22 protein-coding genes are annotated in these 25,847 nt (G+C 50.2%); 4 read left to right on the plus strand and 18 right to left on the minus strand.

Going from position 1 to position 25,847, the window contains the following annotated elements; all coding sequences use genetic code 11:
- Nucleotides 1–13: 13 nt before the first annotated feature.
- From AN963_RS17640 to AN963_RS17675, 8 genes are all read right to left on the minus strand, one after another.
- Entirely contained in the window at nucleotides 14–1,288 is a 1,275-nt protein-coding gene (locus AN963_RS17640) for a TRAP transporter large permease (RefSeq protein ID WP_055745839.1), read from the minus strand.
- A 7-nt stretch (nucleotides 1,289–1,295) separates the two neighbouring features.
- Nucleotides 1,296–1,763, minus strand: a complete 468-nt coding sequence (locus AN963_RS17645; RefSeq protein WP_055745840.1) for a TRAP transporter small permease — start codon at nucleotides 1,761–1,763, stop codon at nucleotides 1,296–1,298.
- A 63-nt stretch (nucleotides 1,764–1,826) separates the two neighbouring features.
- Nucleotides 1,827–2,894, minus strand: coding sequence for a TRAP transporter substrate-binding protein (locus AN963_RS17650; protein ID WP_055745841.1), 1,068 nt, complete (start codon nucleotides 2,892–2,894; stop codon nucleotides 1,827–1,829).
- Between the two features lie 78 nt (nucleotides 2,895–2,972).
- On the minus strand, nucleotides 2,973–3,743 hold the full coding sequence (locus AN963_RS17655) for an SDR family oxidoreductase (RefSeq protein ID WP_055745842.1): 771 nt from the start codon (nucleotides 3,741–3,743) through the stop codon (nucleotides 2,973–2,975).
- On the minus strand, nucleotides 3,740–5,164 hold the full coding sequence (locus AN963_RS17660) for an aldehyde dehydrogenase family protein (protein ID WP_055745843.1): 1,425 nt from the start codon (nucleotides 5,162–5,164) through the stop codon (nucleotides 3,740–3,742). The genes AN963_RS17655 and AN963_RS17660 overlap by 4 nt, the downstream gene beginning before the upstream one ends.
- A gap of 23 nt (nucleotides 5,165–5,187) precedes the next feature.
- Nucleotides 5,188–6,264, minus strand: a complete 1,077-nt coding sequence (locus AN963_RS17665; RefSeq protein ID WP_055745844.1) for a tartrate dehydrogenase — start codon at nucleotides 6,262–6,264, stop codon at nucleotides 5,188–5,190.
- Nucleotides 6,265–6,457: 193 nt separating this feature from the next.
- The gene (locus tag AN963_RS17670; RefSeq protein WP_055745845.1) at nucleotides 6,458–8,311 is read right to left on the minus strand and encodes a sigma-54 interaction domain-containing protein; all 1,854 of its coding nucleotides are present in this window, start codon (nucleotides 8,309–8,311) and stop codon (nucleotides 6,458–6,460) included.
- Entirely contained in the window at nucleotides 8,308–10,056 is a 1,749-nt protein-coding gene (locus tag AN963_RS17675; protein WP_055745846.1) for a sigma-54-dependent Fis family transcriptional regulator, read from the minus strand. The genes AN963_RS17670 and AN963_RS17675 overlap by 4 nt, the downstream gene beginning before the upstream one ends.
- Nucleotides 10,057–10,275: 219 nt before the next feature.
- Between AN963_RS17675 and adh the strand changes: the two genes are divergently transcribed.
- Nucleotides 10,276–11,796: an aldehyde dehydrogenase gene (gene adh, locus AN963_RS17680; RefSeq protein WP_055745847.1), complete on the plus strand. Its 1,521-nt coding sequence runs from the start codon at nucleotides 10,276–10,278 to the stop codon at nucleotides 11,794–11,796.
- 3 nt (nucleotides 11,797–11,799) lie between these two features.
- Nucleotides 11,800–12,144 (plus strand): DUF779 domain-containing protein, encoded by a 345-nt coding sequence (locus AN963_RS17685; RefSeq protein ID WP_055745848.1) that lies wholly within the window; start codon nucleotides 11,800–11,802, stop codon nucleotides 12,142–12,144.
- A gap of 55 nt (nucleotides 12,145–12,199) precedes the next feature.
- Here AN963_RS17685 and AN963_RS17690 read toward each other — a convergent pair whose 3' ends face one another.
- Together AN963_RS17690 and AN963_RS17695 are read right to left on the minus strand one after the other, a co-directional pair.
- The gene (locus AN963_RS17690) at nucleotides 12,200–13,837 is read right to left on the minus strand and encodes a DEAD/DEAH box helicase (protein ID WP_083496967.1); all 1,638 of its coding nucleotides are present in this window, start codon (nucleotides 13,835–13,837) and stop codon (nucleotides 12,200–12,202) included.
- Between the two features lie 22 nt (nucleotides 13,838–13,859).
- Nucleotides 13,860–14,432, minus strand: coding sequence for a class I SAM-dependent methyltransferase (locus tag AN963_RS17695; protein ID WP_083497003.1), 573 nt, complete (start codon nucleotides 14,430–14,432; stop codon nucleotides 13,860–13,862).
- Between the two features lie 287 nt (nucleotides 14,433–14,719).
- Here AN963_RS17695 and AN963_RS17700 point away from each other — a divergent pair, with 287 nt between their 5' ends.
- Together AN963_RS17700 and AN963_RS17705 are read left to right on the plus strand one after the other, a co-directional pair.
- Complete coding sequence (locus AN963_RS17700; RefSeq protein WP_055745849.1) at nucleotides 14,720–15,412, plus strand: response regulator transcription factor; 693 nt, start codon at nucleotides 14,720–14,722, stop codon at nucleotides 15,410–15,412.
- Nucleotides 15,390–17,567, plus strand: a complete 2,178-nt coding sequence (locus AN963_RS17705; RefSeq protein WP_055745850.1) for a sensor histidine kinase — start codon at nucleotides 15,390–15,392, stop codon at nucleotides 17,565–17,567. The genes AN963_RS17700 and AN963_RS17705 overlap by 23 nt, the downstream gene beginning before the upstream one ends.
- Nucleotides 17,568–17,651: 84 nt before the next feature.
- On the opposite strand, the gene AN963_RS17710 is transcribed toward AN963_RS17705, so the two are convergent.
- From AN963_RS17710 to AN963_RS17745, 8 genes are all read right to left on the minus strand, one after another.
- Nucleotides 17,652–17,915, minus strand: coding sequence for an HPr family phosphocarrier protein (locus tag AN963_RS17710; protein ID WP_055745851.1), 264 nt, complete (start codon nucleotides 17,913–17,915; stop codon nucleotides 17,652–17,654).
- Nucleotides 17,916–17,934: 19 nt separating this feature from the next.
- Nucleotides 17,935–18,777 carry a Cof-type HAD-IIB family hydrolase gene (locus AN963_RS17715; RefSeq protein WP_055745852.1) on the minus strand — a complete coding sequence of 281 codons (843 nt, stop codon included), beginning with the start codon at nucleotides 18,775–18,777 and terminating at the stop codon, nucleotides 17,935–17,937.
- 31 nt (nucleotides 18,778–18,808) lie between these two features.
- A complete protein-coding gene (locus tag AN963_RS17720) occupies nucleotides 18,809–20,131 on the minus strand; it encodes a 6-phospho-beta-glucosidase (protein WP_055745853.1) in 1,323 nt (440 codons plus the stop codon).
- Nucleotides 20,128–20,460, minus strand: coding sequence for a PTS lactose/cellobiose transporter subunit IIA (locus AN963_RS17725; protein WP_055746354.1), 333 nt, complete (start codon nucleotides 20,458–20,460; stop codon nucleotides 20,128–20,130). The genes AN963_RS17720 and AN963_RS17725 overlap by 4 nt, the downstream gene beginning before the upstream one ends.
- A 6-nt stretch (nucleotides 20,461–20,466) precedes the next feature.
- Nucleotides 20,467–21,213, minus strand: a complete 747-nt coding sequence (chbG, locus tag AN963_RS17730) for a chitin disaccharide deacetylase (RefSeq protein WP_055745854.1) — start codon at nucleotides 21,211–21,213, stop codon at nucleotides 20,467–20,469.
- 24 nt (nucleotides 21,214–21,237) lie between these two features.
- Nucleotides 21,238–22,584: a PTS cellobiose transporter subunit IIC gene (celB, locus tag AN963_RS17735; protein ID WP_055745855.1), complete on the minus strand. Its 1,347-nt coding sequence runs from the start codon at nucleotides 22,582–22,584 to the stop codon at nucleotides 21,238–21,240.
- 12 nt (nucleotides 22,585–22,596) lie between these two features.
- A complete protein-coding gene (locus AN963_RS17740; protein WP_055745856.1) occupies nucleotides 22,597–22,899 on the minus strand; it encodes a PTS sugar transporter subunit IIB in 303 nt (100 codons plus the stop codon).
- A gap of 207 nt (nucleotides 22,900–23,106) precedes the next feature.
- Complete coding sequence (locus AN963_RS17745) at nucleotides 23,107–25,782, minus strand: sigma-54-dependent transcriptional regulator (RefSeq protein WP_055745857.1); 2,676 nt, start codon at nucleotides 25,780–25,782, stop codon at nucleotides 23,107–23,109.
- Nucleotides 25,783–25,847: the final 65 nt, after the last annotated feature.

The following is a 25,847-nucleotide window of genomic DNA, read 5'->3' on the forward strand; positions in this document are numbered from 1 at the left end:
CCGCGCCTCCTCGTTACTTACTCAAGTTCACTAGGAACAAGCTGATTTCTGGTACATACGTGATGAGCATCAAATCTACAATCATGAGAATCAGAAACGGAATAGCTGCCCTTTCAATAGCCGAATTGGACAGCTTGGCGATATTTCCAGCTACCAGCAAGTTAAGTCCAACAGGTGGCGTCAGCATGCCGATTGCAGAGTTGACAACCATAATGACCCCGAACAAGACAGGATCAATTCCCAGAGCGTTGGTAATAGGCAAAAGAATCGGTGTCATAAGAATGATCGTAACCGCTGTTTCCATAAACGTCCCCAAAATGAGCAGCAAAACGTTGATGATCAACAGTGTAATAAACGCGCTATCGGTAATCCCCAGCATGAATTGGGCAATTTCCTGAGGAATATTTTCCCTGGTCATAATAAACCCGAATGCGTTGGCTGTCGCGATGATGAGCATGATGACTGCTGTCATGCTGGCCGAGCCCGCAAATATTTCACCCAAGTCTTTCCATTTGATTTCCCGGTAGACGAACAGACCTACCACCAGACCGTATACAACCGCTACGACAGCTGCTTCTGTAGAGGTGAAAATGCCACCGTAAATACCACCCAAAATAATAACAGGCATGAGAATCGCCAAAATGGCGTCTTTAAAAGCCTTCCAAATGTCTGACAGGGAATGCCTTTCTCCGCCGCCCCAGCCATTTTTCTTACTGACCCAGAACGAATATGCGATGAGCGAGATCGCCACGAGGATACCAGGTCCAATCCCTGCAATGAACAAGTCGTTGATGGACGTGCTTGCTGCCACACCATACAAAACCATCGGAACGCTTGGCGGAATCATAACGCCAATCGTCCCTCCCGCTGCATGCAGCGCAGCCGAAAAACGGACGTCATACCCCTTTTTGACCATGTGTGGGATGAGTATGCCCCCTACCGCAGCTGTCGTCGCTGCTGAAGAGCCAGAAATCGCGGCAAAGAACGTACATCCCATAACCGCCACGATTGCCAATCCTCCTGGCAGAGTCCCCACCAGCGTATTGGCAAACCGAATCAAGCGAGCAGAAATACCGCCCGTTTCCATCAACTTACCAGCGAGCAAAAAGAAAGGAACAGCCATCAATGGGAAGGAGTCCGTCCCGTTGAACATTTTTTGAATGACGACCAGCAAAGGGATGTTTCCCTCTACCATAAAAGCAACAACCACTGAAAGCCCTAATGCGACGGCAATCGGGACATTAATGATCAGGAGAACCAATAGTGTTAAAAAGAGCACAGTACCCACAATCGATTCACTCCTTCCCGGTGATATCTTTCCAAGTTACATGGAGAACGTTCATGATGAGCAGAACACCGCTGATCGGAATCACCATGTAGACGTAACCCATGGGAACGAGCAGAGTGGGGGAGGTCTGTGTCATGCTTCGAGCAGACAAGGCGTACCCCTGTTGAACCATGACGACAAAAAAGAAAATGCTGAAAAGCGCAGCAATACTCAGGACGACCTTATTCATCAGAGGTGACAAAAACTTCTGAATATATTCGGTACCAATATGCGCTTTGATGGCCATCGCGTATGCCGAACCGAGAAAAGTGATCCAGATCAGCAAGTAACGAGCTAATTCTTCCGTCCAGGCAAGCGGCTGGTCCAGGAAAAATCGGAACAGCACCTGCAGGAAAACCGCTACGACCATGACAGCGAGCAGCGCAATGACGATGAAACGAGTTAGACTGTTTATTTTGGAAATAAGGGTGCCCACACGATTTCTCCTTTCTCAGGGAAAAGGGGGGAGAAAAGCTCCTGCTCTTCTCCCTTCTGCCGTTTATTTCGTATTCATGATCTCGTCAACCAGCTCTTTGCCGAATTGACCGGAGAATTTGTCATAGACAGGCTTCATTGCGTCGCGGAATGCTTGCTTGTCCACGTCCTCGGTGATCTTAATTCCCTTCGATTGAATATCCGCAATCGCTTCTTTTTCCATTTTGATCATCAGTTCACGCTCGTACTGACCTGCTTTTACTGCTTCTTCGGAAAGCATCTGTTGCACGTCAGCAGGCAGCTTGTCCCACACTGGTTTACTGAACAGGATCAGGGCAGCGGAATATACGTGACCAGTCAAAGACATATGCGTTTGCTTGGAATCGTACAGCTTGTAGGTTTGAGCAACGATTGCCGGGTTTTCCTGCGCGTCTACTACACCTTGTTGCAGAGCAGTCAGTGCTTCTGTCCAAGCCATCGGAGTTGGTTTTGCTCCCAAAGCTTCAAAAGCTGCCAGGTGAATCGGGTTTTCTTGCGTACGGATCTTCATTCCTTGAACGTCAGCAGGAGTCTTGATATCTTTGGCTCCGTTTGTGATGTGGCGGAAACCGTTTTCTGCCCAAGCCAATCCTACGAGGTTTGCGCTGCTCAAGTCTTTGAGGATGTCTTGGCCGACTTTTCCGTCCAAGACCTTGTATGCTTGCTCACGGCTCTCGAACAGGAACGGCAAATCGAGCACGCCCAATTTTGGATAGAAGTTGGTCACTGGTGCAGTTGATGTAATCGACATATCTGCCGTTCCAAACGTAAGCGCTTCCGTCAGTTCGCGTTCAGCACCGAGCTGGCTCAGTGGATACACTTCGATTTTCACTTTCCCGTTTGAGCGCTTCTCTACATCTTCTGCCATCTTTTTCAGCGCCAGGTTATACGGGTGGTCTTCCGTCAGCGAGTGACCTGCTTTAAAAACAAAAGATTGTCCGTCGCTTTTCGGCGCTTCCGTCTGAGCAGCTTGTCCGCCGCCATTCTGTCCAGGCTGAGCTGCTTGCCCGCCACCTCCGCCTCCACATGCTGTCAGCAATAAAGAGGCTGACATGATCCCTGATAATAGGAAACTCCATTTTTTGCGCAACATCTCTCTAATTCCCCCTGATTTTCTCTTTTTTATCCTATATTGAATTCATTTAATAATATGAAAATTTTTGTCGTTTGACTAGATGCCTCTTCCGCCATCTACGTTCATGACTTCACCTGTCACGATCTTGGACAGATCCGATGCCAGATAAAGCGCTGCTTGAGCGATATCTTCCGGCTGGATCAACGTACCAAGCGGAACGCTGTTGATAAAAATATCCTTCTTGCCCGCTTCCACTTCTGCGTCGTCTCCGTTGATGAACTTGCCGAGCATCGGTGTCTCTGCCGGACCCGGATTGATGACGTTCACACGAATTTTGTAGGGTGCCAGCTCAATCGCGAGAGCCTTACTCAGCATGATCGCCGCACCTTTGGAGGCGCAGTATGCATTCAATCCCGGACGAGCACGTATTCCTGCGATCGAAGCGATGTTGATAATACTTCCTTTGTTGCCGGCCTTCATGTGAGGAACGGAGTGTCTGGTCGTCAAGAAGATCGATTTGGTATTGACCGCCATCGTTCTGTCCCACTGTTCGAGACTCAGTTCCTCAATCGGTGTAAATGCTTGCGGAACCCCAGCGCAGTTGACGAGTACATCAATCGAGCCAAATGTGGAGACCGTCTCTTTGACGAGAGCAGCCACACTCTGATCATCGGATACGTCCGTTTGCACAGGATGTGCCTTTCCTTCAGGCAACTCCTTTGCGACCTGTTCAGCTGCTCCCTTGTTCAAATCCGCCAGAACGACATTGGCTCCTTGTTCGGCAAACAGCGTCGCGATGGCTTTTCCCATACCGGATGCTGCTCCCGTTACAATCGCCGTTTTTCCTGTCAAAAGTTGCCCGTTCATAGATTGATCACCACCATCCGTTCTTCTGTCATTTCCTCGACTGCATAGCGAGGGCCTTCTTTGCCAAGTCCACTGTTTTTGACTCCACCATAAGGCATAACATCATTGCGGTAGGTCGAAACGTCATTGATGACAACGCCGCCGTATTCCAGCACGCGCGCCGCTTTCATGGCAATGTTCAGATCACGGGTGAAAATGCCGGCCTGAAGACCGTACTCGGAGTTGTTCGCCTGTGCAAAAGCATCGTCCAGATCGTTGTAAGGGATGATCGTTACTACAGGTGCAAATACTTCGCGGCACACGACTTTCATCTCCGGCTTGGTATCCACCAGAACAGCTGGGTAGAACAATGCACCCTCTCGCTTCACGGGCAGTAATGATGTTGCCCCCTGGCTGATCGCTTCTTGTACCCATTCCTCTGTACGACTCGCTTCTTTTTCACTGATCATAGGCCCTACATCTGTAGTTGGGTCTTCCGGGTCTCCCACTTTGAGCTGTTTCACTTCATCGATGTACAAGTTCGTAAACTCCTGGAAGACGTCTTCATGAACGTATATGCGCTGTACCGCGATGCAAGCCTGACCCGCGTTGTGGAAGCTGCGTGCTGCCGTCTGACGCGCCGCCAGTTCCAGATCTGCATCGAGGTGGATGATGTTCGGCGAGTTATTGCCAAGCTCCAACGCCACTGGACGCATACCACTGCGCTCTTTGATATGACGGCCGACTTCGCCCGACCCGGTAAAGGTGTACATGGCGATACGCTCTTCGTCCAGTAGCCACTCACCCACCTGACTGCCTGCTCCTGTCACGATGTTGATGTAGCCTTTTGGCAATCCCGCCTCTTCCAGCACCTCCAACAGCATGAACGTCGCGATCGGAGTTACGGTAGCAGGCTTAACAACCAGTGTGTTTCCTGCTGCAATAGCCGGAGCGATCTTGTGCGTGCTGAGCAATAGCGGGTAGTTAAACGGCGTGATTGCGCCGATGACACCCTTTGGTACGCGAATCGTAAAGCCGAGGCGATTTTCCGAGCCTTCTGTCGCTTGCAGAGGGATCATTTCTCCATGAATCTTTTTCGCTTCCTCGGCAGACAGACGTAGGGTATTGATGGTTCTGTCCAGCTCGTTCATCGCGTCCTTGCGCGTTTTGCCCACTTCACGGATCAGGGACAGCTCCATCTCATCGCGACGTGCCTCCATCAGTTCGGACGCTTTCAACAGAATCTTGTAGCGTTGAAAGGGAGTGAGGCTGTCTTGTTTAAAGGTTTTCGAGGCTTTTTCTACAGCATCCGATACATGGTGTTGTTCAGCTTTTGCGATCTGAGCGATACATTCGCCTGTGTATTTGTGATAGACCGGGATGTAGCTGTCTGTTTTTACCCACTCGCCACCGATGTACAGATCATATGATTTCGTTTCCATTCTCCCGTTGCCTCCCTCTATTTCTATTTGGTTGCTTGATAGATCTGGCGAACGATTTCGTCTCCCAGTTCTTTCGTCGTTGCCCCTCCACCGAGATCCGGAGTCAGTACTTTGCCATCTACGAGTACTTGCTCGATCGCATTCATGATCACTGCACTGATTTCAGGAAGATCGAGATGGTCCATCATCATGCTCAAGCTCCAGATTTGGGCAATCGGATTGGCGATTCCTTTCCCCGCAATATCTGGGGCAGAGCCGTGGATCGGTTCAAACATCGATGGATATTTACGCTCGGGATTGATGTTCGCCGATGGAGCAAGTCCCAAACCGCCGACGATTGCAGCTCCCAGATCAGTCAAAATGTCCCCGAACAAATTGCTGGCTACAACCACATCAAACGACTCAGGGCGTGTAATAAAGTAAGCCGCCAAAGCGTCAATGTGATAAAGTGTCGTATTGACGTTTGGATGCTCCTGGCTGATTTCCTTGACGATCTCATCCCAGAAAGGCATCGAGTGGTTAATTCCATTCGACTTGGTCGCTGCCGTCAATCTCTTTTTCGGCTTCTTTTCCGCAAGTGAATAGGCGTATTTTAAAATACGTTCAGTACCATATCGCGTAAACACGTTGTTCTGTACAGCCATTTCGTACGGCGTGCCCTGATGCATCCGGCCACCCATGTTGGAATACTCGCCTTCGGTATTTTCCCGGACCACTACGAAATCGAGATCGGCGTGCTCCTTGTAGCGCAAGGGGCTTTCCAATCCTCGGAGCAGTTTTACCGGGCGCAGGTTTACATACTGCTGGAAAGCGCGTCGGATCGGCAGGATCAATTCCCAGACAGACACATGATCAGGCACTCCCGGCGCTCCGACGGCACCGAGCAGGATTAGATCATAGTCTCTTAATGTATCCAATCCATTTTCAGGCATCATCCTGCCATGTTTGAGGTAATAGTTACAGTTCCAATCCATCACATCATTGGCAAAACGAACACCACCATGGCTTTCTTCAATTGCCTTCAATACCTTTAACCCTTCGTCCATTACTTCGGGACCGATTCCGTCTCCGGGAATCACCGCGATTGAATAATGAAGCAATCGTCTCCCCCCTTAGAATGATCAAAATTTTTTGACGATACTGACACTAGACTCTTGCACGTTTGGTGCCAACCGGATTTTCAGGTACGCTTCCTAGTAAAACGCTTACATAGCAGGCGTAGAAAAATGTCGCATCCTGCCGATTGTTCGCAAAAGCAACAAAGTGTTGCAACGTTATGTTGCAACACTTTGCTCATTCGATATCATATTGCTTCATCTTGCGCCACAGCGTAGTCCTATCCATCCCCAGCGCCTTCGCTGCGAGCGTTTTGTTGTGTTTCGACTGCTGCAGTGCAGCTACGATCTTTACCGCTTCCGGCTCGAATCTTCCATTTTTTGCGACCTCCAGCGTGTGAGGAACACTCCCTTTCTTTTTGGCAAATAAAAAGTCGACGTTTTCCCGGGAGACTCTTCCTCCCGTTGACAACAGTACCATCCGTTCTACCACGTTGCGTAGCTCTCGTACATTTCCTGGCCATCGATATTCCTGAAAGAGACGATAGATTTCCTCGTCGATCTGGTCGACTTTTTGTTCATGCTGCTCATTGAGCTCCAGAATCATGCCCTCCACCAGCAGAGGAATATCTGTCAGACGTTCACGCAATGGCGGGACATCGAGCTTGAGCATGTTGATCCGATAGTACAGATCCGCGCGAAAATGATCCCGCTCAATTTCCTCTGCCAGATCACGGTTGGTCGCCGCTACGATCCGCACATCGACAGGAATGATCCTCTCCCCGCCTACACGTCTTACCCGACGCTCTTGCAACACTCTGAGCAACAGCACCTGAATACGCAGCGGCATTTCTCCAATTTCATCGAGAAAAAGCGTCCCGCCATGTGCCAGCTCAAACAGTCCGGGCTTCCCACCCTTTTTGGCACCAGTAAAAGCTCCATCCTCGTAGCCAAACAGCTCACTTTCCAGAAGGCTCTCAGGTAAAGCCGCACAGTTGACTGCTAAAAATGGCCCAACTGCCCGCGTGCTCTCCAAATGAATCCCTTGGGCAAACAGTTCCTTACCCGTCCCCGACTCACCAGTGATCAATACGGTGGCATTGGTTTTGGCAAACATAGCTGCCTGCTCCTTCGTTGCAACCAGCTCAGGCGAAGAACCGATGATACTGTCGAGTCGATATCTCGCTTCCAATCCATTTTCATGCAGCTTTTTACGCAGCGACATCTCCATTTTCTGAATGTCGCTGATTTCTTTGAAGTTCGATACGGCTCCTACGATCTGGTCCTTTACGATGACGGGAATTCGGTTGATGACGATAGAACGGTCGAGGACGGTAGCTACATCGCCCAGCTCCTGACGCCCTGTCTTCAATACCCGCAGCATATCGGAATGGGGTATATAGTCTGTAATCGGTTTGCCCAGCACCTCGCCGGTGAGGCCCAAGAGCATTTTGGCGTGCTCGTTCACCAGTGTGATCTGGCTGTGCCGGTCGACAGCGATGACTGCATCATGTGCCGAGTTAACGACTGCTTCCATGAGATGCTTCTCCCGTAGCCGATCTTTCGTGTAGGCCATCAGCGAATCCGCTTGCTGTACAGTCCGACGCAATGTAGACAGGGATGGCTCAATCAAATGCCACTCGCCAATTGGCGACTTTTCAGGCAGTAGGTGCTTGCCCCAGATCGGCATCAAGTACGTGGCGTGCTCCGAACTCTCCTGTAAATCCTCTCGTAGCTGGAAATGGCATGTCGCTCCTAGCACGTCCGGTTCCAGCACATACTCCCGTTCCAACCACACCTTTTCCTTTTGGGAGCCACAAACGACGACTGCCTCTTGTACCGCTTCCTTTTTGTGCAATCGGTCCCACGTCTTTTTCACGTCATTCATGTCGATGGAGAGGCAGACTACCGGCAATGAAAAGGATTCGAGCTCTTCCCCGTACGGTTCTGTAGTGACGACCACAAATGGATTCATCATTTGATCAATGATGGACTTAATCGAATAAAAATACCCAATTGGATGGCCGCTGTTGTCCAACAGTGCAGCTATTTTTCTCTCCAACTCTTTGTCCAGCCTGTATAGGGCAATCATAGTTCCTCCTGATTTATCTGTGACAAAATGCGATAATCCGCCATTTTGCGGTACAACGTATTTCGGCCGATCTGGAGCAGTTTAGCCGCTTGACTGACATTGCCCCCACTCATGTACAAAGCTTTTTTGATAGCCTCGCATTCTGTCTCGCGCAAAGACATGAAACTCGTGCTGGGAGATTCGAAGCCATCTTCCCCCAACCCTTCCAGAAGAATATGTTCACAGCCAATCTCATCGTCATCTGCCAAGAAGGTAGCCTGAATGAGTACCCCCTGCAGCTCTCGAACATTCCCAGGCCAAGAATATGCCGTGAGCATGGCCTGCGCCTCTCTGGATAAGGTAATCTGCCGATCTGGCGCAATTTGCTTGATCTGATTCATAGCTAGCTCCAAAATATCACTTCGTTTTCGCAAAGGAGGCAGCTCAATCAGGACTCCCTTTAGGCGGTAATACAGATCAGCGCGGAAACGCCCTGCCTTGACTTCATCCGGCAAATGTCTGTGCGTAGCTGCAATGACTCGAGCATAAATCGGCTTGGACTGATTGCTTCCGACAGGCGTAACCACTTTTTCCTGCAAGACGCGGAGCAATGCCGCTTGCGCCCGCAATGACATGTCTCCAATTTCATCCAGAAAGATCGTTCCTTTTTTGGCAGCTTCAAATTTCCCGATTCTGCCTTCTCGCTGGGCTCCCGTAAACGCACCGCCCTCGTAGCCAAATAATTCACTCTCAATTAAATTTTCCGATATTGAACTGCAGTTTACTGCGACGAACGGTTCATTGGCTCGCGGTCCTGTCTGATGGATCATCTGGGCAAACAGTTCTTTTCCTGTACCGCTCTCCCCTAGAACCATCACCGGAAAGTCCACCTGCGCCGCTTTTTGCGCCAACACTTTGGCTTGGAGAAAACGGGGGCATGAGCCCGCCAGACGGGGAAAAGGCTTGAGCGAAAAAGCTGGCGTTTTACGTGGAACCGAAGCGGAAGGCCAGAGCTTTTGGTGGTTATCCTGCAAGGTACGTCCACTGCTCTCTAGCTCTCTATCGAGTGATTTCCCCACCATATCCGGTCCTAGCAGTTGCTTTGCCCGTCTGTTCAAACCTACGATGCGCTCGTCACGATCCAGACCGATGAGCGGCAGCAATGGCTGTCCGTGGGAACTCCTGGAAGCAGTAGGCAATGTTATCACGCGCTCCGCCTCTGCAAACAAAAAACGGTTTTGCAAGGCCTCCGCAATCATGCAGACGATCGTCAGGGCAAACGGATGGGTATATTCTTTTCTCGTGCTCATATCGATTACGCCTAGCAGATCTCCCGCAGGTGAGAAAATCGGAGCCGAGGAGCAAGTAAGAAATTGATTTTCCCGAAAATAATGTTGTTCCCCTTGAATTTGTATGGGCTGCTGGGAGACCAGGGCAGTGCCAATCGCATTGGTCCCTTTGTTGCTCTCCTGCCAGTTTGCACCGATCTGCAGCTGCACCTTTTGCGCGTGATCGGCAAACACTGGGTCACCTACGGTATGAATGATGTTGCCATTCCGATCGGACAGCAGGGCGATATGCTCCGTCGATAGTAAGAAAGGAGACAACTTGTTGAAAAGAGGTAAGCTTTCGCGAATCAGAGGGTGATTTTCCTGAATGATTTCTTTGATTCGATTGGTGGAAATGATCTGGTCATTTGCCTTCTGTGTGGCAATGAGGTTCGATTCCTGGCAGCGCTTCCAAGATTGCTGGACAATCGTTGACAACACTCTTCCCTCCCTCAAAAATCATTCCCTTTCATTATAGCATGAGTTGGCCATCTATTAGTTGTTCCGATATGGAACACTCTTTGTTCCAATCCGATGCACATCTCGCTTGTCGTTTTATTGAAAACGCTGTCACATCGCGGTTTTTTCAGTTGGTACGGGTATTGCTTTTTAGAAAACAACGTAAAGGACTAAAAAGAGATATGAGGAGGCGTTCGCATGATCTATGCTCAGCCCGGCCAAGCCGGTTCAAAGGTGACGTTCAAACATCGCTACGAGAACTACATTGGTGGCAATTGGGTACCGCCAGTGAATGGAGAATACTTCGAGAACGTGACGCCGGTTACCGGCAAAGTATTTTGCGAAGTAGCTCGTTCCACTGCTGAAGATATCGAGCTTGCTCTGGATGCGGCACACGAGGCGAAGGCAGCATGGGGACGCACATCTGTAGCGCAACGCTCGAACATCTTGCTGAAAATCGCAGATCGCATGGAAGCGAATCTGGAGCTTTTGGCGACGGCTGAGACATGGGAAAACGGAAAGCCTGTACGCGAAACACTGGCTGCTGACATTCCTCTGGCAATCGACCACTTCCGTTACTTCGCTGGCGCTATTCGCGCGCAGGAAAGCACACTCGGCGAAATCGACAACGATACAGTAGCTTATCATTTCCATGAGCCACTCGGTGTCGTGGGACAAATCATCCCTTGGAACTTCCCACTCTTGATGGCTACTTGGAAGCTCGCTCCAGCTCTGGCGGCTGGGAACTGCGTCGTGCTCAAGCCTGCAGAGCAAACGCCTGCCTCGATCTTGGTACTGATGGAACTGATCGGTGACTTGCTGCCACCAGGTGTCGTCAACGTCGTAAACGGCTTTGGTCTGGAAGCCGGTAAACCGTTGGCGTCGAGCAACCGCATCGCAAAAATCGCCTTTACAGGTGAAACGACGACTGGTCGTCTGATCATGCAATACGCCTCTCAAAATATTATTCCGGTTACGCTGGAGCTAGGCGGTAAATCCCCGAACATCTTCTTCCCGGATGTATTCGCGAAGGACGATGCCTTCTTCAACAAAGCGATCGAAGGATTCGTACTGTTTGCGCTCAACCAGGGTGAAGTGTGCACATGCCCTTCCCGCGCTTTGATCCATGAGAGCATTTACGAGCCATTCATGGAGCGCGCCCTGCAACGCGTAGCCAACATCAAGCAAGGCAATCCTCTCGACACTGACACGATGATCGGGGCACAAGCTTCCCTCGAGCAGGTGGAAAAAATCCTCTCCTATCTGGACATCGGTAAACAAGAAGGAGCAGATTGCCTCATTGGTGGTAACCGCGCGCAGTTGGAAGGCGATCTGGCAGACGGCTACTACATTCAGCCAACTGTCTTTAAAGGCCACAACAAAATGCGCATCTTCCAGGAAGAAATCTTCGGTCCGGTTGTCTCGGTGACGACGTTCAAGGATACAGAAGAAGCACTTTCGATTGCGAACGATACTCTCTACGGTTTGGGCTCCGGCGTATGGACCCGTGACGTGAACACCGCTTATCGTATGGGCCGCGAAATCCAGGCAGGACGCGTGTGGACCAACTGCTACCACGCATACCCCGCTCACGCTGCATTCGGTGGCTACAAAATGTCTGGTATCGGCCGCGAGACGCACAAAATGATGCTCGGTCATTATCAACAAACCAAAAACCTGCTCGTTAGCTACAGCGATCAGGCTCTCGGATTCTTTTGATCAATGAGTCAGCAGGAGAAAGTACTCGCTACCGAAGCTGCCCTGCAATTAATTGAACGGCTTCGCGACAAACACGGCGACTTGATGTTTCATCAGTCAGGGGGCTGCTGCGATGGCAGTTCTCCCATGTGTTACCCACTGGGCGAATTCCTCATCGGCGATCAGGATGTGCTGCTGGGAGAAATCGGTGGCTGCCCGTTTTACATGGGAAAAGCTCAGTACGAGTATTGGAAGCATACGCAGCTCATCATCGACGTGGTGAGCGGACGTGGCGGCATGTTCTCCCTTGAAGGACCAGAGGGCTTACGATTTCTGACACGTTCACGCGTATTTCCCGACTCGGAATAAAACACAAGACCGCACCCGCCTGATTAAAGGTTGGTACGGTCTTTTTTCGTTATCGTTATCGTTGTCGAGAAGGCTTCTTGAGCGTTTTCGTGGCTTTTGGTTTTTGAGATTTCACTTTTGGACCTGTTGATTTCCCACGCTTATTGTCAAAGCGGCTGGTTTCACGGCTGGAGCTGCTAAATGAACGATCGCGATCAGGACGACCGGACTTGCGGTCAGGGCTTTTCGTTTTCGCCTCTGTCGGTTTACTGGAACGGTTGTTTTGACGATCATTTCCATTCGATTTGCGATCAAAGCGGTCGCTCTGACGTTCGTCGCTCTTCGGCCTACGATCGAAACCACCCTGTTGGCGTTCGCCGCTCTTCGCCTTCCTGTCGAAACCACCCTGCTGGCGTTCGCCACTTTTCGCCTTCCGGTCGAAACCACCCTGTTGGCGTTCGCCGCTCTTCGCCTTCCGCCCAAAACCACTACCCTTTTGCTCGGTGGCCTTGCCCCTCGGTTGACGGTTATTCTCGTTGCGCTTCGGCTTCTCTGGCTTCGACTCGCGTGTCTGTGACGTTTCTGCCGTCTCCATGCTCTTCCTCTCGAGCGACAGTCCGATCCCTTTTTCAATCATCTCCAGATTGGAGCGATCCTTGGGTGTTACCAAAGTAAAGGCAACCCCCTGTTCTCCCGCTCGACCTGTTCGACCAATTCGATGAATATAGCTATCCACATCTTCCGGGATATCGTAGTTAAACACATGCGTGATGCCTTCCACATCTAGACCACGAGCGGCCACATCGGTCGCAACGAGAAGTTGGATTCTCGCCTCGCGGAAACGCTTCATGACATCTTCCCGTTTGGCCTGTGACAAATCACCATGCAATTCGTCTGACAGATAGTCAAAGCCTTGGAGTGCAGCACTTAAAGTACTTGCTCTGCGTTTCGTGCGGCAAAAGATGACAGCCAGGAAAGGCCGATGCTCTTTGAGTAGGCTGCGCAGCGTGGATTGCTTGGCTCGATCCGTCGTTTCCACAACGATTTGCTTGATGTCGTCGAGCGTGATACGTTTGCCTTGTACGCGAATATCCTCCGGCTGTCGCATAAAGCGATTGGCCAGCGAGCGCACATTTGCAGGCATCGTGGCAGAGAAAAGCATCGTCTGCCGATCCCATGGCGTCTGTCCGATAATTTCTTCGACTTCTGGGAGAAAACCCATATGCAGCATCTGGTCCGCTTCATCGAGGACGAGAGTCGATACAGTCGATAGATCGATCGTTCCTCGTCTCATATGATCCAACAGACGGCCAGGTGTTGCGATCACGATTTGTTTTTTGCCTTGCAGCTTTCTCATTTGACGCGCTACGTCCTGTCCCCCATAGACGGCGAGAACGTGGATTTCATCGAGCTTGTCTGTCAGCTTCTTCACTTCCGCTGTAATCTGCAACGCAAGCTCTCGCGTCGGCGTGAGTATCAAGGCTTGTACATGCGTAGCTTCTGGATCGGCCTGCTCCAGAACGGGCAGGACAAAAGCCAGCGTCTTCCCCGTACCGGTTTGCGCTTGTGAGATTACGTCTTTTCCAAGCAGTGCGACAGGGATCGTTTTTTCTTGGATCGGGGTCGGTTCCGTAATCCCATTTTCTTTTAATGCAGCATGTAGTTCCTTGCGAATTCCTAAAGCCAAAAAGTCAGCCAGATTAGCCATCTCCATTCTTGTTCTACGGTCGTTTGCATTATTTGGTGCAAACAGCCATTCCGATAAAATAACGTACACCGTCTCGAGGCTTTTCAAAAGTCACGCCTCGCTGGTAGTAAATCTCTACATTTGAAAAGCGGACAAACAGTTCTTCGAATTCTTCTGGTGTCAGCTGATGGACATGAAACGGCTCACTCGTCTGCTGTCCTCTTCCTCGGCCAAATGGACTGGACAGGACCAGGACTCCGCCAGGCTTGAGCATCCGATACAGATTGTCCATAAACAACAGATCATCTTCCACGTGCTCGATCGTTTCAAAGCTCAAAATGGTATCAAACTGCCCCAATTGTTCAGGAAGCTGGGGATCAATGGCATTGCCTCTCTGATACGTGATCTTTTGATGGTGGTACTCCCGATTCGCATAAGCCAGCGTCTCGTCATCTATGTCCACCCCGACCAGCTCGATCAGTTCGCGTTTTCTGTCCTTGGCTACCATATGGCAACCATAGCCTGTACCGCAGGCGATGTCCAGCACCCTGCCCTGAATATACGGGGTAGCGAAGTAATAGCGGGCAATATGTTCTAGCAGCATGCCGTTCGTTGGCTTCATCAGTTTGGGAATAATACGTTCCCCTGTCCATTCTAGCAAATGAATCACCGTTTCCTGTTATTCTTTCACACATCTTACCTCATTCGCCAGGAAGAAGAAACCTTACGGACGTTTTGATTATGGCTGCCCCTCTGTACAATGGCCAACACCTGCGCTCCAGAATCTATAAGCAAACCGAGCTTATAAAATCTTACTCGTTAAGAAAAATGTAAGAGTTTTCTATGCTATTTTGTTAAATCTGACCGGTAAGATAGAACTATGAACGAAATCACAAGGTGGGACTTATGATGACGAATTACAATGTCCTTGTCGTCGATGATGAGCGGGAAATCAGGGACGCAATTGAAATCTATCTCAAGAATGAGATGATCACCGTTTACAAGGCGGGGGATGGTCTGGAGGCTCTGGATATCCTATCGGAAAAGGATATTCATCTCATCATCCTCGACATCATGATGCCACGGATGGACGGAATAACGGCAACCTTTAAAATCCGTCAGGAACGCAACATCCCCATCATCATGCTGTCCGCCAAATCAGAGGATACCGACAAGATTCTGGGTCTGAATGTCGGGGCCGACGATTACGTCACCAAGCCTTTTCACCCGTTGGAACTGGTAGCACGCGTAAAATCACAGCTCCGCCGCTACACCAACCTGGGCAACTACAGAGCCACAGATGATGAGGTCCAAGTACGCGGACTGACCTTGAACAAAAGCACGAAGACGGTCACCGTGGATGGCAATGACGTCCGTCTGACAGCAACAGAGTACAAGATCCTCGAGCTGTTGATGGAAAACAAGGGCCGGGTCTTTTCCATCGAGGAAATCTACGAACGCGTCTGGAGGGAGCCCTATCTCAATGCCGAGAACACTGTCGCCGTGCACGTCCGACGCATTCGAGAAAAAATAGAAATCAACCCGAAGGATCCGAAATATTTAAAGGTGGTATGGGGAATTGGATACAAAATCGAAAAATAGCCGTTACTCACTGCTCGCCGTCCTCGCCCTGGTATTGACCACGTGCCTTTCTTTTCTAACGGTCGTAGACATTTACGAGAATCGCGCGAACCTGCAAGAGGACTACTACTTTGACAGTTACTCGTTTTACAATGAGCTGAATACGGAAGTCGATCTGATCGAGTCCGTTCATGTAGGCTTTGCCGACTATGAAGACAAAAGATCGCTAGAAAAGATCGACAAGCAATCATTAGATCAGATCAATGAGAACCGCGACCAATCGTTGACCGAAAAAAAGCGAGAGATCGCTGAGCAATATGCCCCTCTCATTCAGGAAGCACAGCGAGCTGGCAAGGCTGAAGAAGTGGCTAGGCTCACGACAGAACAGGAAAGTCAGCTCGCAGAGGAAAACAAACGAATTCAGACAGACTGGCAAAAAAGCCTCGATGAGATGGTCGCCATGAAGGACCAGGAATACGAGGAACGAAAAAACAGCCTGAACTTCCGTAACAGCTCTTTTAAATACTACGTACAGGATGGAAAAAGAAACAAGATCTACACCAATCTCGAGCAAGAGCCGACTACAGCAGAACTGAAGAATGTCGCTATCTTTTCCTTTCAGTTCCCGCAAAATTCTCATGCGAAATCAAACCTATTTTCAGGTATGAATCGCTCGTTTCAGCTCAATCAATGGAAGGGCGTCATTTACGTCCCAATAAACCCTGATGGCTACAGTCAAATACACGCAGATGCCACATACTATAACTCCGTTCGGGAACGTCTCATGCTGGAAAGTGCGCTCTTGGCTGCCACTCTTCTGATTAGCGCCTTCCTTGTGTGGTACACGGTCAAACACCAGGCAGTGCAGCTCCCTGTTGTCCAAAAGAACTTGGCTATTCTGCGACGTATACCGTTGGACATCCGAATCTTACTGTTGTTCCCGGCTATCATGGTTTACCTGATCACAGCCTTTAACATGAGTTTTTTCGCTTTCCCGATCGGCTTTGAACAGATCTTCACCTTGATTGTCATGCTCCCCTTGACTGCCTTTTTCCTGCTGTATGCAGTCGAAGGCTGGAACATGTACAACGATTCGGAAGTGTTCCGCCAGCAGTGGCAAAAGAGCTTGTTATCCCGACAACGCTCCCTGTTAAAAGAGAGCTACTCCAATCGCAGTGTCTTTTTCAAGGTAGCTCTTATCTTCATCCTGACAGTCGGACTGGGGATGAGCGTGGCTCTGGGCTTTATCGCACTGGTAAGAGGCTCTGGGGAATTCATAATCCTCACGTTTTTGTACTGCATGTTCTACGCGCTATGTGTGCTCCCTTACATTTTCCGACGCATTGGCCTGATAAACAGAGTCCTGCTCGGAGCTTCTCAGATGGCTGCGGGAGATCTCCATACGACGATCGTGGAAAAGCCGCGTGGCAAACTTGGAGATCTCGCTCACTCCCTCAACAACATCAAGCAGGGACTGCAGCGTTCGGTGGAAAGCCAAATGAAAAGCGAACGGCTCAAATCAGAGCTAATTACGAATGTGTCCCATGATTTAAAGACGCCGCTCACGTCTATTATCAACTACGTCGATCTACTCAAACGAGAAGACCTGACCCAGGAAGACATCAAAAGCTACGTGGATGTGCTCGAACGGAAAACCAATCGTCTGAAGGTCTTGATCGACGACCTGTTCGAAGCAGCTAAAACGGCGAGTGGATCAGTAGAATTGAACATCGAACAAGTCAACGTCTCTGCGTTGCTCAATCAAGCGATCGCCGAGTTTAGCGACAAGATCGAGGAATCTCCGCTGACCTTCCGCGTGAATATCGAGCAACAAAAAATATATGCGCCCCTCGACGGCAAAAAAACATGGCGTGTTTTCGAGAATCTGATTGGGAATGCCTTGAAGTACTCTATGCCACATACGAGAGTCCATATTGACTTGTACGAACAGCTCGATGAAGTCATCCTGACAATCAAAAACGTCTCTGCTTACGAAATTGATTTTGCTGCCGATGAACTTTTCGAACGCTTCAAGCGTGGGGATCAATCGCGCAATACCGAAGGCTCTGGTCTCGGTCTCGCGATCGCAAAAAGCATCGTCGAGCTACAAGGTGGCAAGCTGCAGATCGATATTGACGGTGATTATTTCAAAGTCATTGTCACCTTTCGCCGCTAGTCCTTCACGTAACAACGAAAAGCCAATCACCTCTCTACGGTGATTGGCTTTCTTTCTTTATGGCTCCTAGCTGTTCCATTTCAGTTATACAGAAAAGTCACGTTCAAATAACTTTTGAATACAGGAAGCAGCCTCCTGCTCATCTGATCCGTCCACCTCAAACGTAATTTCATCCCCAGTTTTCACCCCGAGTGCCATGACGCTGAGGATGCTCTTGCCGTTCGCCTCTTTTCCGTTATAAATCATTTTCACGGACGATTGATGTTGGTTGAGCAAATGGACTAAAACCGATGCGGGGCGTGCATGGAGGCCGCCATTGACCGTTACTTCCACGTTGATCCGAATCATTGACTCCCTCCCTTCTCACTTATGCATCAAAAAACTTGCGAGCGACGCTCACGACACCATCCTGATCATTCGTATCGGTAACAAACTGAGCCAACTGTTTGATATCGTCTGGAGCATTCCCCATCGCGACGCCCATCCCGGCAAAGCGGATCATCTCCGCATCGTTGAAATTATCGCCGACAGCTACAATCTGTTCTGTCGCGATCTTCAATTCCGCGCTGACGATCTCCAATCCACTAGCCTTGGACACACCCTCCGGCAAGATCTCCAGGTTGTTCGTCCCTGACGCGGTGACTCGAAATCCCTTTAGCGGTGATTTCAACAGAGCGCTTTGGGCTGCTGTGAGCCGTTCAGGCTCGCCAGTCACATAAAATTTTGGCGGAGCCACCTTGTTCACCCGCACGTATTCTGCGAGGGAACGCGACGCCTGTATTTTCATCGGATACTGCTCTCTCCATAGCTGGCGGATCGTCCAGGCATTGAGTAGAGGAAAAATGTCCTTCCACTTCCAGCTGCGATTGGTTACCGCGTACGACTCATGCAATAGCATGATATCCAACTGATGCGCGACCAGTACCTCGGTTATCTGAGCAGCGACTTCATGCGGGATGCGTTTAGCGTACAGCACCCGGTCCGTACGTGGATCGGCTACAAATGCTCCATCATGCGTAATCAACGGGACCTGCATGTGAAAAAGCTGTGCCAGCGATTTGGCAGAAGGATAGGCTCTACCTGTAGCGAGAGTCACATGGATTCCGCGCTCGACCAGCCCTGCGATCACTTGTTGGGTCAGCTTGGAGAGGGTGTGGTTCGACTTCAGCAGCGTTCCATCGACGTCTAGCGCGAGCAGCTTGTAGCTCATGCTACTGCCCTTTCGATGAAGACGCCTCTACTCATGAGACGGGCTTGAAAAACTGGGGCAGATAATCTTTATGAGCCTCCAGCATTTCGTCCAGGATTTTTTTGGCGATCGCATCGGTGGAGACCAACGGGTTGATGGTCATAGCCAACAGTGCCTGAAGATAGTCTCCTGTCACTGCTGCCTCTGCTGCCACTCTCTCAAACGACTTGATTTGCTGCACCAATCCTCGCACTGGTACAGGCAAATCTCCGACCGCGAGAGGAATCGGTCCCTCTCGAGTAATCACGCAGTTTACTTCGACAGCGGAATCATCCGGAATGCTCGCAATCGCTCCGTTGTTGCGCACATTGACCGGCTGAATATCGCGCTTGTCGTTGTAAATCGAGTAGATCAGGTTGCAGGCTGCCTCGCTGTAATAAGCTCCACCCCTTTTTTCCAGCTGTGGTGGCTTGATAGACAGATCAGGATCTTTGTACAGCTCAAACAATTCTTCCTCTACTTTTTTCACGACCTCGGCTCGTGTTCCGGTCTTTTGTGCCTCTTCCAGCTCGTGTTCGAGCATCGTACGGGTCTGGTAGTAATAGCGGTGATACGGGCAAGGTAAGATTCCCAATGCTTTGATAAAATCTTTATCCCAGCCTAAATCCAAGATGTTATTCATCGTGATGCCGGACTGTTCTCCCGATAGCTTGTCGATCAGCTGCGATGTCACATTTTCACCGTCCACGTAGACACCCAGACCAAAGACCATGTGATTCAGCCCAGCAAAATCGATGTGTACCCGTGACTCGTCGACTCCCATAACAGAAGCCACGCCCATCTTCATGCCGATCGGTACGTTGCACAGACCGATGACCTTTTTCCGGTTGGTATGCCGCAGAACCGCTTCCGTCACCATTCCCGCAGGATTTGTAAAGTTAATTAGCCACGCATCTGGGCATAGCTCCTCCATATCACGGCAGATGTCCATGATGACAGGGATCGTGCGCAGACCTTTGAATAAACCACCCGGTCCATTCGTTTCTTGCCCGATGACTCCGTACTTCAACGGGATTTTTTCGTCCTTGATCCGCGCATCCAACAAGCCTACGCGAATTTGCGTCGTGACGAAATCAGCCCCCTCCAACGCTTTTCTGCGATCCAGCGTCAGATGAATCTCGATAGGTACTCCGGCTTTTTCCACCATTCGTTTGGCCAGGGCCCCCACGATTTCCAGCTTCTTTTGTCCTGCCGGAATGTCCACCAGCCATAATTCCCGCACAGGCAGTTCATAGTACCTCTTGATAAAGCCTTCCACCAATTCAGGTGTATAGCTGGAGCCTCCACCGATCGTCACGATTTTGATTCCACTCATACTTCCGCCCCCTTGCTCTCGTGAATATGGCCATACAGCTCGACAAACTCGCTGGCCAAATCCTTGATCGTCATGGCATTCATCAAATGGTCCTGAGCATGAATCAACAACATGCTGATTTCCGTCTTTTCACCGGACACTTCTTTCTGAATAAAGGCGGTCTGGTTTTGGTGGGCTTTACTCAGCTCTTCCCCTGCTTGTTCCAACGCGTTTTGTGCCCCAGTCATGTCTTTGTTCTTCGCCAGGGCGATTGCCTCCATCGCCAGACTCCTTGCGTTACCTCCGTGCAGTATCAGCTGAAAGATTACTTCTGTATGGTCCACTTCCATCTCCACCTATCCGATTTCGTTAAAGGTTACGAGTTGTACCTTCTTGAGCTTGATGTACTTCTTTACCTCTGGTGCGGTCAGGATCTGAAGTTCTTTGGTGCGGGGGATGGCATAGGAGCTGCCTCTGAGCAGTTCCTCATCAATGTAAGCCGGATGGGTCATCATTTCGGCAGTCGCATGTCCGGAGAGGCCATCTATGATTCCAATCAAGCCATCGACTGTCAGATCCTCTCCGTAAAAATGGTGCGAAAAGCCTTCGGTGGTATTGACCTGAGGGGTAAGCGAGCGTTCCGTTTGTTCAAAAGCCCACGGATAACGGACAGGGAGCCCGAAGCGATCAGCCAGACGCAATACGATTGGCAAAATCGTTTCTCGCGCATGTACGTGATGATGACTGTCAATGTGCGTAGGCTTGCGTCCCGTGCGAAAAAACCGCTCGAGCTGCGCTGTAAACTCTCGCTCCACTTCCTCCGCAGAGGCCTCTGCAAGATGCGCTTGGCCTCGTCGAAACGACCCGTTCTCATCCGTAAGCGACGGAACGTTCGACTCCAGCGGTGAGCCGCATGTGAGAACCAGATGTACGCCCACTCCCAATGTTGGGGTGCTCGCTGCCAAACGAAAAGCATGCTCCACCCCTGGCATGTTCATCATCATCGTAGCGGAAGTAACGATTCCCTCGACATGCGCTTCTACAATCCCCAAATTGACACCTTTTGAATAGCCAAAATCGTCCGCATTCACAATCAGTTTCATGGCAGATCCTTTCTCCTGACTGATTTACAGAGGAACGGAGGCATTGCTCGAGTTCGATTCGGCTTGTTCCTCAGCCAGCTTTTGTTTGTCCCACAGTCTAAAGAATGGGTAGTAGATCAAAAGTGATATGACAAAGTTGACCAACTGGAGCACACTGCCAGATATTTTTCCGCCTGTCGCTAAATAGCCACTGATGATCGGCGGCGTCGTCCATGGGACTGCGACACCGCTTGGCCTTGCTACCCATCCCAGTTCCATGGCCAGATAACTGACGATGACGAGCACAATCGGTGCCAAAATGAACGGAATGATCAGCAGCGGGTTCATGACGATCGGCATCCCGAACGTCACAGGTTCATTGATGTTAAACAGCCCTGGCCCGATCGACAGCCTGCCGATGTTTTTCATCTGCTCACTGCGGGCACGAAGTATCATGAGAACGACCAATGCGAGGGTTGCGCCTGAGCCACCTGCGTAAATCCAGAGATCAAAAAATTGTTTGGTGATGACATTTGGCAATTCACCAGTGGGATCGGCCTGAAAGACGGCACGGTTTTGGTCCATGAGCGAGAGCCAAATGGGGTCCATGACTCCACCGACGATGGCCGCTCCGTGCAAGCCCAGCGACCAAAGCAGCTGCACCATCAGCACTGCGATGATTGCGCCGAACATGCTACTTCCCAGTGCGTTCAGTGGCCCGACCAAGAGATCGGAGACAATGTTGTGGATGCTATGAAACGATGTATTTTCAATGAGGATGCGCAGCAGCCATACGACCAGCAGCACGACAGAGGCGGGAATCAACGCCACAAACGAACGGGCTACAGCGGGTGGCACACCGTCCGGCATCGTAATGACGATTTTCTTTTGGATGATCTTGCGGTAAATTTCAGTGGACAGCAGGGCGAGGATCATAGCGACGAACAAGCCTTTGCTACCCATCAGCGTCACCGGAATGACGCCGCCCACTTCTACTGCGGTACTCGCTCCCTCAGGCGTGAACATCGTCGTGTAGGGGGTGGCCAGCAAGAAGGAAGCTACCGAGATCGCCCCGGCAGACAACGGGTCGACCTTATACTTTTCCGCCAACCGATAGGCGACGCCAAAGCTGACGATCAATGCCATGATGTCAAAGGTGGCATTCACCGGATACAGCAGCTTGGTGAGCCATTTGTCACCGAATATTCCGCTCATAAAATCGCTGTAGCCTGGAATCGGAATGAAGCCGATGATGAGAAAAAGAGAACCGATAATCAACAAAGGCATCGTTAAAATAATTCCGTCACGAATCGCCTGCAAGTGCTTTTGTTCCGCAATACGACCAGCCACTGGCATGACGCGGTTCTCAAGAAAAGAAATAAATCCCGCCATACGCACCCTCCTCTATTTTTTTAGACGAAGCGCAAACTCCAGCACATTTTTTCCGTTCAGCGTACCGTAGTCCGTCGTGCTGATGACATCTACAGGAATTCCTCTTGCCTCCCCCTCCTTTTTCATTTCCTTTAGCTTGTAGCGCACTTGAGGTCCCAAAAGGAGTACGTCGGCTTGATCGATGTGTCTTTTGACTTCGTCCGCAGATACAGCCCAGATTTTGGAATCCAATCCTTTTTCCTTGGCTGCTTGCTCCATCTTTTGCACCAACAGACTGGTAGACATCCCTGCATTGCAACACAGCAAAATATTCAATTCTACTCCCTCCCTTCGCCTTCGATATGCTGTTACTACATAGCAAGCCGCGTGCCAAAACACCATTATTTGTATGCGCTTACATACAGATCTGCGTAAATGGACGATTTTCTTCTTTCACCTGATCGGTGACTATATCGTGTGTTTCGATGTAAGCGATTTAGTGTTTTGCTTTTTTCTCCCTAAAAACAAAAAATAAAACACTAATCACACTAGTGTTTTATTGTGCAGAAAGAAGTTCATGATAAAACACACATCGTCTTCGCTTATGCTGATCTCGTATTGATCTACGATCGGTTGCAGTTCATGGCGAATGACGCTGTGCAGCTTTTTGTTGTCTGCAAGAAAGCTTTCCTTGCCGGAGTAGGCAACAGTCGGAAGGCCCGCTTTCAGTCGATCAATCAGGCAGCATATGTGCAAATAGGCTCCAATCCTCGTATCAAAGACAAGAACGTTGTGCAGGCGCTCTTCTATCCGTGCTAGGCTTGTTCGCACATCCTCCAGCACTCGCTGCCCTTCTACCATCGTCAAATGCTCTTTCAGTGTCTCTACCATTTTGACAAATGCTTCTTCGTGGTCGATCATTTGCTGAATATCTTGCAGTGCCTCTCCGTTCAAGACATCGTCCATCCCGTAGCAGCGCAGGTCTTTATCTAGGATGTAGTTGCTCACGATGCAGAGTACCTTCTGCTCATCCTTGATCTGCTTCAATTGAATGCGTGCCTGTGTCTTGTCGATCAATTGCAGCGGAACAATCTCTAGCAGCTGATTGTCATAGCGCAGTCGAGTCTCCAGCATCTTTTTCAAAAACAAGGCGCTGCCTTCTCCAGACAAGCATGCCGCTACAATGGCCAGAGCGGGTGCATACTCGCGTGCTGGCTCTTTCGGCTGCTCTTCCCTCTGTAACAACGCGAGGGTGCTCACATCCCGATATACGTCTTCCAGGGAGTGTCCCAGCATTGCCTTGCGAGTAGCCTCGATGACATGAGGGGTGCTCACCATGGAAATGACTTTGACCGGAATGCCGACTTCCTTTTCGATGATTTCCCCAAACCCTAAAAGCGAGCCCATATCTACCAACAACAGTAAACCAGCCGGACCCATGTCACGGGCGAGCTTGATCGCTTGATCCAAGACTTTCATATATTCTTCTTCCAAGGGTAGATCGATCGCCTTGGCGTACTCCGTGACCAGGAGCCGATTCGTGACATCGACCATGGCTGTTGCGCCTCCACTCCCGTGCGTGATGACCAAGACGCCAATCGTTTCCCTCTCTTGCTGCAAGCCCTCGTCGTCGAGCACAAAGAACATGGTGAGGTAGCCTGCCTCATCGATTGGCAAGTCCATCAGGATGGCTTCCTCGATCATGCGGACACACTCCAACGCCACAGCAAACTCTTTTTTGTACTTGATCCGGACACTGTTGATATGGGGATTGGTGATTTGCTTGCCTTGGGCGAGGCGTTCCTTGGAGGTCTGGATGTGCAGGGCGAGCCCGAAAATGACCTTCTGGCTCAAAATCTTCCCCAATCTTGCCTCAGCGTAACGTACGATATCCTCTACCAGATGGATGATGATCGGGTCGATGATGCGAGACATGTCTTCCTTGTTGATACGCTGATGGACACCTTTAATAAAACGCGTAAAATAATTCTCGATATCAAACTCCAGCTCTTCCTCACTTACTCCCTGATTGCGAAGCTCATGAATTTTTTGCTCGATTTTTTCATAGACACTGTCTGCTGCATCCTCTGGCTCCCGCTCCACCGAAATGCTGTCCTGTGTAGGCTGTACGACAAAGCACTTGTGATCGGTCCCGACCAATTCGTCCAGCGCAGCCTTCCGTTCCTTTGCCAAGAGCAGACCTTGCTTTACATGATGCGGCAAATCCTGTACCGCCACCTTCAGTTGCTTTTTCTTCAATGAGATAAAGTCCGCATAGGCACTGGCACAAGTCAGCTGAATATCCGTTTTCAGTTGACCAATATTGTTTGGGCAGTGATACGACAAAAAGGCGTGGATAGCAGTCGCAGAGATTTGAATTTCTCGGCCCAGGCGAAACGCTTCTTCGCGAAAAAGGTTCATCAAGAGCCCATAACGCTCTTCCATCCCGCGCTCAACGAGAGAAGGCAGCTTGATAACCATGGGGATGCGGCGGATAAACGTTTTGAGCAAGCTGGATTCCGGATTTTCCGTCGTCGCTGAAATGATTTGCACCTGCGCCGTTCGCTCTACCTCTGTCTCTCCTACCCTGCGAAAAATTCCCTTGTCCATGAACGTGAAAAAGATTTCCTGTCCCTCTGCGGGTAGACGATGGACCTCGTCGAGAAAGAGAATGCCTCCGTCCGCTTTTTCCACGAGCCCCCTACGGTCATTATCAGCCCCCGTGTACGCTCCCTTTTTCACTCCGAAAAGTTGACTGTACAACAGCTGTGGATTGTTGGCGTAATCGGCACAGTTGAATACGACAAATGGCGCTTCTTTTTCCAATCGTCCGATGTCGATGGCAAACTCGTGGATCAAGCCTGCAAATCCTGATTTTCCTACTCCTGTTTCCCCTAAAATGAGGCAGTGCATTCCCCTTGGCGGATACAGGACCGCTGCTTTTGCCTGCTCAATCGGCGTAATCAAGCTTTTATTTGCCTTTGCCAGCCTGTCCAGCGACGTCTCGGCACGGTACAACGTGTCATTTGTTCGCTTCGCATAAAACAGCGTAGGTCTGCCTTCTGCCTTTTCAATCCTGCCTTCCTTCCACAAACGGTTCAGATCACTGCTTACATTGGCACGACTGAGTCCTAGCTCATCCGCCAGCTCACTGGCACTGATTTTTTTATCAGGATCAAATTCCGAAATCTTCTGATAAATAAAGTCCAATCGCTTCATGTTATCACCTGCCGTTGTTTAGATGGCAAGATCGCCTCATTTCGATTTCATTTCAACACGAAAGG

The sequence above is a fragment of the Brevibacillus choshinensis genome (genome assembly GCF_001420695.1).
GTDB lineage: Bacteria > Bacillota > Bacilli > Brevibacillales > Brevibacillaceae > Brevibacillus > Brevibacillus choshinensis.

What these genes read in the sequence shown, in the direction of transcription:
- AN963_RS17700 (WP_055745849.1), top strand. Translation starts at nt 14,720, where the DNA reads ATGACGAATTACAATGTCCTTGTCGTCGATGATGAGCGGGAAATCAGG.
- AN963_RS17650 (WP_055745841.1), bottom strand. Translation starts at nt 2,894, where the DNA reads ATGTTGCGCAAAAAATGGAGTTTCCTATTATCAGGGATCATGTCAGCC.
- AN963_RS17660 (WP_055745843.1), bottom strand. Translation starts at nt 5,164, where the DNA reads ATGGAAACGAAATCATATGATCTGTACATCGGTGGCGAGTGGGTAAAA.
- chbG (WP_055745854.1), bottom strand. Translation starts at nt 21,213, where the DNA reads ATGAAACTGATTGTGAATGCGGACGATTTTGGCTATTCAAAAGGTGTC.
- AN963_RS17715 (WP_055745852.1), bottom strand. Translation starts at nt 18,777, where the DNA reads ATGAGCTACAAGCTGCTCGCGCTAGACGTCGATGGAACGCTGCTGAAG.
- celB (WP_055745855.1), bottom strand. Translation starts at nt 22,584, where the DNA reads ATGGCGGGATTTATTTCTTTTCTTGAGAACCGCGTCATGCCAGTGGCT.
- AN963_RS17690 (WP_083496967.1), bottom strand. Translation starts at nt 13,837, where the DNA reads ATGGAGATGGCTAATCTGGCTGACTTTTTGGCTTTAGGAATTCGCAAG.
- AN963_RS17695 (WP_083497003.1), bottom strand. Translation starts at nt 14,432, where the DNA reads ATGAAGCCAACGAACGGCATGCTGCTAGAACATATTGCCCGCTATTAC.
- AN963_RS17725 (WP_055746354.1), bottom strand. Translation starts at nt 20,460, where the DNA reads ATGGAAGTGGACCATACAGAAGTAATCTTTCAGCTGATACTGCACGGA.
- AN963_RS17670 (WP_055745845.1), bottom strand. Translation starts at nt 8,311, where the DNA reads ATGATTGCCCTATACAGGCTGGACAAAGAGTTGGAGAGAAAAATAGCT.
- adh (WP_055745847.1), top strand. Translation starts at nt 10,276, where the DNA reads ATGATCTATGCTCAGCCCGGCCAAGCCGGTTCAAAGGTGACGTTCAAA.
- AN963_RS17685 (WP_055745848.1), top strand. Translation starts at nt 11,800, where the DNA reads ATGAGTCAGCAGGAGAAAGTACTCGCTACCGAAGCTGCCCTGCAATTA.
- AN963_RS17710 (WP_055745851.1), bottom strand. Translation starts at nt 17,915, where the DNA reads ATGATTCGGATCAACGTGGAAGTAACGGTCAATGGCGGCCTCCATGCA.
- AN963_RS17720 (WP_055745853.1), bottom strand. Translation starts at nt 20,131, where the DNA reads ATGAGTGGAATCAAAATCGTGACGATCGGTGGAGGCTCCAGCTATACA.
- AN963_RS17745 (WP_055745857.1), bottom strand. Translation starts at nt 25,782, where the DNA reads ATGAAGCGATTGGACTTTATTTATCAGAAGATTTCGGAATTTGATCCT.
- AN963_RS17655 (WP_055745842.1), bottom strand. Translation starts at nt 3,743, where the DNA reads ATGAACGGGCAACTTTTGACAGGAAAAACGGCGATTGTAACGGGAGCA.